General features: G+C 73.3%; 9 protein-coding genes. 6 read left to right on the top strand and 3 right to left on the bottom strand.

Annotated elements, in window-relative coordinates; translation table 11 throughout:
* The 3 genes from U870_RS24740 to U870_RS0121970 all read left to right on the top strand — a co-directional run.
* The coding region (locus U870_RS24740) for an FHA domain-containing protein (RefSeq protein WP_025159496.1) at positions 1-650 on the top strand (650 nt) is incomplete at its 5' end.
* On the top strand, positions 647-1,456 hold the full coding sequence (locus tag U870_RS0121975; RefSeq protein WP_029948039.1) for a PP2C family protein-serine/threonine phosphatase: 810 nt from the start codon (positions 647-649) through the stop codon (positions 1,454-1,456). The genes U870_RS24740 and U870_RS0121975, both read left to right, overlap by 4 nt.
* Positions 1,453-2,346 carry a hypothetical protein gene (locus tag U870_RS0121970; RefSeq protein ID WP_029948038.1) on the top strand — a complete coding sequence of 298 codons (894 nt, stop codon included), beginning with the start codon at positions 1,453-1,455 and terminating at the stop codon, positions 2,344-2,346. Before U870_RS0121975 ends, U870_RS0121970 begins: the two co-directional genes overlap by 4 nt.
* A 33-nt stretch (positions 2,347-2,379) precedes the next feature.
* Here U870_RS0121970 and U870_RS0121965 read toward each other — a convergent pair whose 3' ends face one another.
* From U870_RS0121965 to eccD, 3 genes are read right to left on the bottom strand one after another with little or no spacing between them, the layout of a single operon-like run.
* On the bottom strand, positions 2,380-3,711 hold the full coding sequence (locus U870_RS0121965; protein WP_052357896.1) for a S8 family serine peptidase: 1,332 nt from the start codon (positions 3,709-3,711) through the stop codon (positions 2,380-2,382).
* A complete protein-coding gene (gene eccB, locus U870_RS0121960; RefSeq protein WP_052357895.1) occupies positions 3,708-5,048 on the bottom strand; it encodes a type VII secretion protein EccB in 1,341 nt (446 codons plus the stop codon). Before eccB ends, U870_RS0121965 begins: the two co-directional genes overlap by 4 nt.
* A gap of 3 nt (positions 5,049-5,051) precedes the next feature.
* Complete coding sequence (eccD, locus tag U870_RS0121955; RefSeq protein ID WP_025159494.1) at positions 5,052-6,392, bottom strand: type VII secretion integral membrane protein EccD; 1,341 nt, start codon at positions 6,390-6,392, stop codon at positions 5,052-5,054.
* Positions 6,393-6,664: 272 nt separating this feature from the next.
* Between eccD and U870_RS0121950 the strand changes: the two genes are divergently transcribed.
* The 3 genes from U870_RS0121950 (at position 6,665) to U870_RS0121940 (ending at position 7,853) form a co-directional block, all read left to right on the top strand.
* Positions 6,665-6,979 carry a WXG100 family type VII secretion target gene (locus U870_RS0121950; protein ID WP_025159493.1) on the top strand — a complete coding sequence of 105 codons (315 nt, stop codon included), beginning with the start codon at positions 6,665-6,667 and terminating at the stop codon, positions 6,977-6,979.
* A 34-nt stretch (positions 6,980-7,013) separates the two neighbouring features.
* Complete coding sequence (locus U870_RS0121945) at positions 7,014-7,304, top strand: WXG100 family type VII secretion target (protein WP_025159492.1); 291 nt, start codon at positions 7,014-7,016, stop codon at positions 7,302-7,304.
* An 87-nt stretch (positions 7,305-7,391) separates the two neighbouring features.
* Positions 7,392-7,853 carry a hypothetical protein gene (locus tag U870_RS0121940; RefSeq protein ID WP_025159491.1) on the top strand — a complete coding sequence of 154 codons (462 nt, stop codon included), beginning with the start codon at positions 7,392-7,394 and terminating at the stop codon, positions 7,851-7,853.
* The last annotated feature ends 35 nt before the right edge of the window (positions 7,854-7,888 follow it).

The raw sequence follows: 7,888 nt of genomic DNA, 5'->3' as shown, positions 1-7,888 counted from the left end.
TCACGACCGTGCCTCCTGTCGCCGTGGTGGCCCCGGCCCCCGCCTCGGGTAGCGCTCCGGCTCCGGCATCCGCACCCCCGGCGGACCTGTCGCCGATCCGCAGTCCGTTCCTCGACGTGCCGGTGACTCCACCGGCCGTCCCTGCGCCGGATCCGGGTGCGGCCGAGCCAGTCCCGTCCCCGTTCCTCGATCGGCCGGTTTCGGACGCGGCACCCCTGCCGGTTGCGGCTCCGCCGGCCGTCCCGGTCGATCCGGCCGATCCGGAGGGCCCCGATGAAGCCGATGACGCGGCCGAGACGATCGTCGTCCACCGTCCGGCCGTGACCACGTGGGTTCTCCTCACCGACGACGGTGAGCGGTTCCCCCTGGAGGCGGACATCGTCGTGCTCGGCCGTCGCCCCTCGGGCGACGAGCCCGGTGTGCAGTACCTCGCGATCCCCGACACGACGCGCACCCTCTCGAAGCAGCACGCCTGCCTCACGCGCGACGGGGACGGCTGGACGGTCGCCGATCTCGATTCCACCAACGGCGTCTTCCTCGAGCAGGACGGCCGGGAGCGTCGCGTCGCGGCGGGCGGATCGACGGAGCTGGTCGGCCGGCTGCTGCTCGGGTCCGTCGGTCTGCGGCTGGAACGCGGGGAGGGGCGATGACCGCGAGACAGCCCGTGCAACTGAGCTCCGACGCTCGCACCGACACCGGCCGCACGCGCGCCGCGAACGAGGATGCGTACCTCGCCGTCCCCCCGGTGTTCGCCGTCGCCGACGGCATGGGCGGCCATGAGGCCGGTGCGCAGGCCAGCGCCCACGTCGTGGCGGCGCTGCGCGAGATCCTGTGCGCCGGCGGCGCCGTCGATCTGATGCGCAGCTCCGCGGCGATCGACGAGGCGTCGCGTCGGGTCTCGGCGCTCGCGGCGACGCGGGAGCGGGGCGCGGGCAGCACGCTCGCCGGAGTCATCCTCGTCGACCACGGCGGGCGGCCGCATTGGCTCATCGTCAACGTCGGCGACTCGCGGGTCTACCGCCTCATCGGCGGCTACCTGGAGCAGCTCACCGTCGACCATTCCCTGGTTCAGGAGCGCGTCGATGCGGGCACGCTACGCCCGGAGGACCGGGCGACGGCGCCGGACAAGAACGTGATCACCCGGGCACTCGGCTCGGCCGATGCGCGCGCCGACAGCTGGCTGATGCCGGTCACGACGGGGGAGCGGCTCCTGGTCTGCTCGGACGGTCTCCATGGCGAGCTCAGCGACGCGCAGCTCCGCGAGATCCTCGTCGCGGGAGGCCGTCCGGCGGCGACCACTGCGGCGCTGATCCAGGCGGCCAATCGGGCCGGAGGCCGTGACAATGTCACGGCGGTGGTCGTCGACGTGCTCACGGGTGGCGACGGCGGCGAGGGACCGGCGGACGACGACGGATCCCACGCATGGACGGACGACGGGGACACGGTGCCGGTATGACGAGCGACCACACGCCGGAGCAGGATCCGGACGACGGATGGGATGAGACGATCGTCGTCCACCGCCCCGCCACGGAGTCCGATGCGGATGCGGATGCGGATGCGGACGCGGGCGAGCTCGACGAGACGGTGGTCGTGGACCGCCCCGCCGCGTCGGCGCCGGCCGCGGAGGCCGCATCCGGCGACGAGGGGGAGACCGCGTCCGGCGAGGACGAGCTCGACGAGACGGTGGTCGTGGATCGGCCGTCCCGTGAGACCGTCCTCGCCACGGAGGATCGTGGCGCCGACATCGACGACACCCTGGTGTCTCCACGGTCCTCCGTCCCTGCGGGCGTCGAGGCCGCCGTCGGCCCCGTCGAAGCGGGGCTCGATGCGACCCGCGTGGTCCACCACGACGACGAGCCCGTGGACGCCACCCGCGTGGTGCGGCGTGACGGCGGCGACGAGGCGGACGGGGCGGACGGGGCGGACGACACGATCATCGCGTGGCGCGCGGGTGCGGAACACCCCGCGGCCGTCGCCGGCTCCACGGGTCCCGAGTCGCCGCCCCGGTCACCACGGACGCAGCTCGCGCCCACCCGGCGGTCGCTGCGCGCGGTGCGCACCCCGATCGTCCTGCCGTCGGGCACCGCTGTCTCGGAGCGTGCGGCAGCGGCCCTCGGGGCGGATGCCGTGGTGCGCTACCGGCCGCGCCCCATCCCCGCCCCGCCGGCCCCGGGACCGGATCTCGGCAGCGGACCCGAGGCGACTCGAGCCGAGGCGCCGTCGATGCGGTCGGTGCGGCGTGCGACGCGATCCGCGGGGTGGATCGCCGTCGGCAGCATCGTCGGGGCCTGCATCGTGTCGGTCGTCGGGCTCATCGTCATCGTGACGACCGTCGTCACCGGCTGACCCGCCTGCCCCGGACCATCCCGGCGCGGAAGGCTACGCCGTCCCGTCCCGCCGTGTCCGTCGACGGCGTGCGGCCAGGACGCTGATCGCGGCGACCGCGGCCAGCGCGGTGAGTCCGACCACGGACACGACGACAGCGGCGGTGCTCTGCCGGGCCCGGCTGTCGTCGTTCGCGTGCACCGTCACCGCACCGGAGGCCGCGGCGACGGGCCGCCGGGTCGCCGCGGTGAACGGGTTCGGCGGGCCCGCCGTCTCCGCCCCCGGAACGAGGACCACCGCCTCGTACGGCTGCACGACGCCCCAGCCTGCGGCGTCGTCGCGGCTGCCGGGATGTGCGCGGATGGCACTGGCCGTCAGGCGGTACGCCCATTCCGCGGGCGTCTCGTCGGGGTGGGCGGAGGCGACGAGGGCGGCGGAGGCCGACACGTAGGCGGTCGCGAAGCTGGTCGCGGGAGCGTCGGAGGCGTACACGCAGTCGCCTCCCGTGCTCGCCGCCGTGAGCACGTCCTGGCCGGGAGCGCTGAGGGCCACGTGCGCGCCGTGGATGCTGTCGTCCGTCACCGTCCCGCCCGTTCCGACCGCGGCGACGCCGAGGACGCCGGGATAGCCGGCGGGGTACCGTACGCCGTCCTTCTGGTCCTTCTCGACGGCGAGCGAGGAGTCGCGGTTGCCCGCGGAGGCGACGAGGAGACTGCCGTGCGCGGTCGCGTAGGCGACCGCCTCCCGCAAGGCGGGGTCGTCCACGGCTGTCGACAGCGACACGTTGATGATCTGGGCGTTGGCATCGGCCGCGAACCGGATCCCGGCGGCGAGCCGGGCGATGCTGGGGCCGGCGCCCGCCGCGACGGCCTGGTCGTCGGTGCCGGCGAAGACCCGCACCGACAGGATCCGCGCATCCGGCGCGAGCCCTTCGACCCCCGAGCCGTCGACGGCGCGCGCCGCGATCTGGCCGGCGATCGCCGTCCCGTGGCCGTAGCCGTCCGCGTAGCCGGCCGCGCCGGCGCCGTCCCCGACCAGATCGGTGCCTCCCGCCAGGACGTCTGCGAGGTGGGGATTGGCCGCGTCCACCCCGGAGTCGACCACAGCGACCACGATCCCCGCGCCGCGGGACTGCTCCCAGGCGGTGGAGGCCTGCAGCCGGGCGAGTGCGGGCGGCCGCTGCGGGATGAGCGCCGCCGTGTCGGTGCAACCACCGGCTGTGGCGAGCCGGACCGCCGGGGCGGTGGCGGAGAGCGGCGCCCCCGACGCTCCGGCCGCCGTCGTAGCGATGGTGGTCGTGGCGGTGGCCGGGGACGCGATCAGGCCGAGCGCGACAGCGCTCGCTGCGCCGGCGAGCAGCGCCCGGACGGCCGCCCGGCGACTCATCCGGCCGACGCGGTCGACGTCGCCCCCGCGGCGGACGTGGTCAACTCCGGACCGCTGGTCAGAAGTGCGATCCAGCTCTGCTCCACGGTGCCCACGTCGTCCGTCGCGTAGCCGAGTCGCTTCACCGTCTCGTCGTCGGCGCCCGGGAGGGCGAATGCGGTCCCGGTGGCATCGACGAGTGTCAGCATCCCGGCGCTTCCAGCGCCGCGACCCGCTGCGTCGACCAATGCGCCGTGTCCGGCCTGGACCGTGACGCCCGGCGTCGCCTTCGTCGACACGGGTGTCGTCGCGAGCACGGTCGTCCCGCCGCTCGCGCTGAGCAGCGCGCATGCGCGGTCGCTCGTGGTCAGGGAGGTGAAGCCGTCGGCGGGCCAGTCCGCCCCTCCCGCCGGTGTCTTCGCGGTGCGGAGGCCAGCGACCGCCGCAGCCGATACCTCCCGCACCGTCGACATCGTGCGCCCGGAGCCCAGCTGGTAGAGCTGCCAGGCCAGCGGGCTGAGCGTCGCGAGGGAGCCGTCGCTCTGGACGACGAATCGCTGGTCGGCGGCGCTGCCGGAGGTGTGGATGACCTCGCCGACAAGCAGGGGACCGTCGCTCAGGCTCCCCCCGGGGATCGGCGAGCCGGCGTCGGTGATGACCAGCGGCTCCAGCGCGGCGCCGGGCGAGAACAGGTTGAGCCAGTCGGAGGACACGCGGACCGGAGCCAACGCATCGATCCCGGCGGCACGGAGCACGGCATCGGCGTTCTCCCCGTCGACGCCGTAGCGCAGGCCGCCCGCGACGACCCAGCGCTCGCCGCCGTTCTCGACGACGACGGCACGGTCGGTCGCGGTGGCGGCCGGCCGGGTGGCGATCGATGTCGCGACCCCGCCGTCGTCGGTTGTGCAGGCCGTCCAGCCGGTGTTCACGAGCGCGGCGGCGGCGGGGAGAGCGTCGGGTGCGCCGACGATCCCGACCGGCGAGCCGACCGCGATGCCCGAGAGCGCGTGCGAGTCGGTCGTGACGACCGCGAAACTGGAGGACGGGATGAGGAGGCGCGCGCTCGCGGTGTTGATCACCGGGTGCAGGACCCCTTTCACCGAGACGTACCGGGCGCCGGTGTCCTTGGCGATCAGCATGCGGCCGTTCTGCCAGCCCTGCGGCAGCCCGGGCTGGATGAGGCCGTAGAACGCGCCGGCCAGGAGGACGGCGGCGGTGAGGACGATGGCGATCACGACGGCGCGCAACGGCTTCGCGGGCTCGAGCTCCTTGCCGCCCGGCGCTCCGCTGACGAACGCGGTGAGGAGCCGGCGGCGCGAGAAGTTCTGGGCCTCGATGAGGTCGGTCTTGCTCGCCACGCGTCAGGCCAGCCCGGCGGCGATCACGCCGATCGGCAGCAGCAGGGCCAGCACCACGACCTCCGCGGTGTCCGCGAGCCGGCCGAGGCGGACGCGGACGCGGGGGGAGAGGAGCGTGACGACGATCGTGATCACCGTCACCCCGCCCAGCACGACGAGCAGGGCGGGGATGAGGCCCGGCTGCGCGACGGCGACGGTCAACCCGGTCGCGGCGATCCCGGCCGTGCCGAGCGCCATCAGGGTGAGCACATTGCTGCGCGAGTAGCTCTGGCGCGCCGGGAACATGAGCCCGAGGAAGGCGAGGGCGCACAGCACGGCGCCGAGCGGGGTGGCTGCGGCGACGGCCGGCGTCGCCGCGAGCACGGCGAGCCCGAGGGCGAGGCGCAGGGAGACGAGGGCGCGCTGTCCGGCGGCCGCCCGGCGGCGGACGTCCTCCGCGTCGATCGGTGCGGGAGCGGCGAAGACCTCGCTGTCGCTCTGCGGGCTGATGACGCGCAGACGGGTCGAGCTGAGGGCGAGCCAGGGGAGGGCGTTCGCGAGCGTCGCGATGATCGCGACCGTGAGCGAGTAGGCGGCGGTCTGCGCGCTCGGCACCAGGCCGGTGAGGGCGGCCGGAATGCCGATCGCGGCTCCGGCGGCGACGGGGATGAGCTGCAGCTCGGGTCGATACGGGGTCAGCGCCAGCGCCGCGCCACCGATGACGACGGCGCCGAGGCCTGCGGCGGCGAGCGGCCACCCCCAGAGATCCCACGAACCGGGGACGGCCAGGTAGCCGGCGACGGCGCCGAAGACCGCGGCGGCGAGCCCGAGGCCGCATCCCGCCTCCGGCTGGCCGACGCGGGAGAGGACCGCGGAGGTCGTGACCAGGAGGACGGCGCCGCAGATCGCGACGATGAGGCCGATCGCGAGCGAATGCCCGGCGGCCACCAGCAGCACCGCGCACACGCCGAGCATGGTCAGGCTGACGGCGAGGGCGGTGCGGGTGTTGTCGGCCGGTGTCCAGGGGCGGTGCTGCTCCTTCGTCGCATCCAGCACGGCCTCGACGATGTCGTCGTAGACGAGTGGTTCGGCGAGGAGGGCGCCCCGGGCGAGCGTCAGCAGCTCGCCCTCCTGGATGCCCTGGTCGAGGGCGCCGCGGCTGGGATCGACGGTGCTGCCGTCGGCGCGCTGCAGCGTGTAGCCGACATGCGTCATGGTCGGGTCGAGCACGCCCAGACTGCGGGCGAAGCCCGGCATCAGCTCGATGAGCGGGAGGTGAGCGGGGACGCCGACGTCGAGCCGCCGGCCTTCGCTCTGGACCGAGATGCGCAGGAGCGCCCGTACTGTGCTGACGGATTGACTCACCCGGTCCGTGCCTCCCCCTGTGCGCGTGCCCCGCCCGTGGACGCCGCTGATCTCGGGCGGCGCGTGCCGCCACGCCGATCCATTCTAGCCAAGCCGACACGCGGCGGCCCGCGCATGGGTGCTACCACTGATATCCGACGGGAGAGGTTGCGTCCACCCCCGAACGCCAATACCGTGGCGGGAGTCGACATGACCTCATTGCGCTCTGCATGTCGGTGGGTTTTGGGGGGTCTTGCCGTGCGAACCAGCGATGGAAACAGGAATGGAGTGTCATGGCTGATGTGATCTCAGCAGAAGAGGGCGCGCTCAAGCGCGGAGCCCAGGCCGTCGGTACCGCGAAGTCGGGGATCGACCAGCAGGTGAAGTTCGTCCGCGGCGAGATCGAGCAGCTCCGCGGCTTCTGGACCGGCGAGGCGGCGGGTGCCTTCACCCAGCTCATGTCCCGCTGGGACGAGGAGACGCGCAAGCTGAACGACGTGCTCATCACTCTCGAGGACGCCCTCAGCGGCACCGAGAAGGACCAGGTCCGCACGGAGGAGTCGCACCAGCAGACGATCTCCGGTCTCTCGTCGATGATGGGTTCCTGAGCCCACGGGCCAGGAACGAAGGAAGGTTTCTCACATGCAGTCGATGTCTGTCGACCCCGGTCAGCTCACCGCGCTCTCCGGACAGATCCGCACCGGTGCCAATGGCATCAAGTCCCAGCTCGAGCAGCTCGAGTCCGAGGTCGGGAAGCTCCGTTCCTCCTGGGACGGTCAGGCGCAGGCGGCGTACGACGACGCCCAGCGCAAGTGGACCCAGTCCCTCACCGCACTGAACACGTTGCTCGAGCAGATCTCGAACAAGACGGACGAGATCTCGCAGCACTACGTGTCGTCGGACAAGTCGTCCGCCGGTCGCTTCTCGCTCTAGTGATCATCGCTCGCGGGCCGTTCCGGGTGAATCCGGAGCCGGTCCGCGAGCGCGTCTTCACGCAATTCCCCCGAGGGGAGGGAACCCATGGCAGCACCCGGCGAGAAGGTCGGCGTCGACGGTGAGACCGTCCTCGATCACGCCAAACGGATCGACGCGGCAACGGTGGCCGATGCACCGAAGCTGGTCCAGGAGTACCAGGTCGGCGGATCGAGCGGCGGGGCGCCCGAGCCCGCGCTCGCGGGCTTCATCGGCCAGCTCGGCACAGCCCTGGACGCGATCGCGGCGAAAGCCACGAAGCTCAACACGACCGTCGCCTCCAACACGGACGCGCTCCGCGATGCGGTCAAGACCCTCAATGCCGCGGACGACCAGGCCAAGTCCGATGCACAGACGCTCCAGGCGCTGATCGACGACCAGCCCCAGCCGAAGGGCACGGCGGCACCGGCGTCGGCGACGGCGGCACCCGCCGGACCGGTCGCTCCCGCAGCGGGTGCGTCGGCGCCGGGCGACCTGTTCCAGAAGTCCGCGAGCGGCGACCGCCACTGAGTCGCGATCACGTCGTCGCAGAGAGACGGAAGGCC

Origin of the sequence: Leifsonia aquatica H1aii (assembly GCF_000633535.1) — a bacterium.
GTDB classification, from domain to species: domain Bacteria; phylum Actinomycetota; class Actinomycetes; order Actinomycetales; family Microbacteriaceae; genus Leifsonia; species Leifsonia aquatica_A.
The sequence above is the reverse complement of the archived record's forward strand: the minus strand, read 5'-3'. Positions and strand labels throughout refer to the sequence as shown.

Excerpts from the sequence above, each read along its gene's own strand:
- U870_RS0121975 (WP_029948039.1), top strand. The coding sequence starts at position 647 with ATGACCGCGAGACAGCCCGTGCAACTGAGCTCCGACGCTCGCACCGAC.
- U870_RS0121970 (WP_029948038.1), top strand. The coding sequence starts at position 1,453 with ATGACGAGCGACCACACGCCGGAGCAGGATCCGGACGACGGATGGGAT.
- U870_RS0121965 (WP_052357896.1), bottom strand. The coding sequence starts at position 3,711 with ATGAGTCGCCGGGCGGCCGTCCGGGCGCTGCTCGCCGGCGCAGCGAGC.
- U870_RS0121950 (WP_025159493.1), top strand. The coding sequence starts at position 6,665 with ATGGCTGATGTGATCTCAGCAGAAGAGGGCGCGCTCAAGCGCGGAGCC.
- U870_RS0121945 (WP_025159492.1), top strand. The coding sequence starts at position 7,014 with ATGCAGTCGATGTCTGTCGACCCCGGTCAGCTCACCGCGCTCTCCGGA.
- U870_RS0121940 (WP_025159491.1), top strand. The coding sequence starts at position 7,392 with ATGGCAGCACCCGGCGAGAAGGTCGGCGTCGACGGTGAGACCGTCCTC.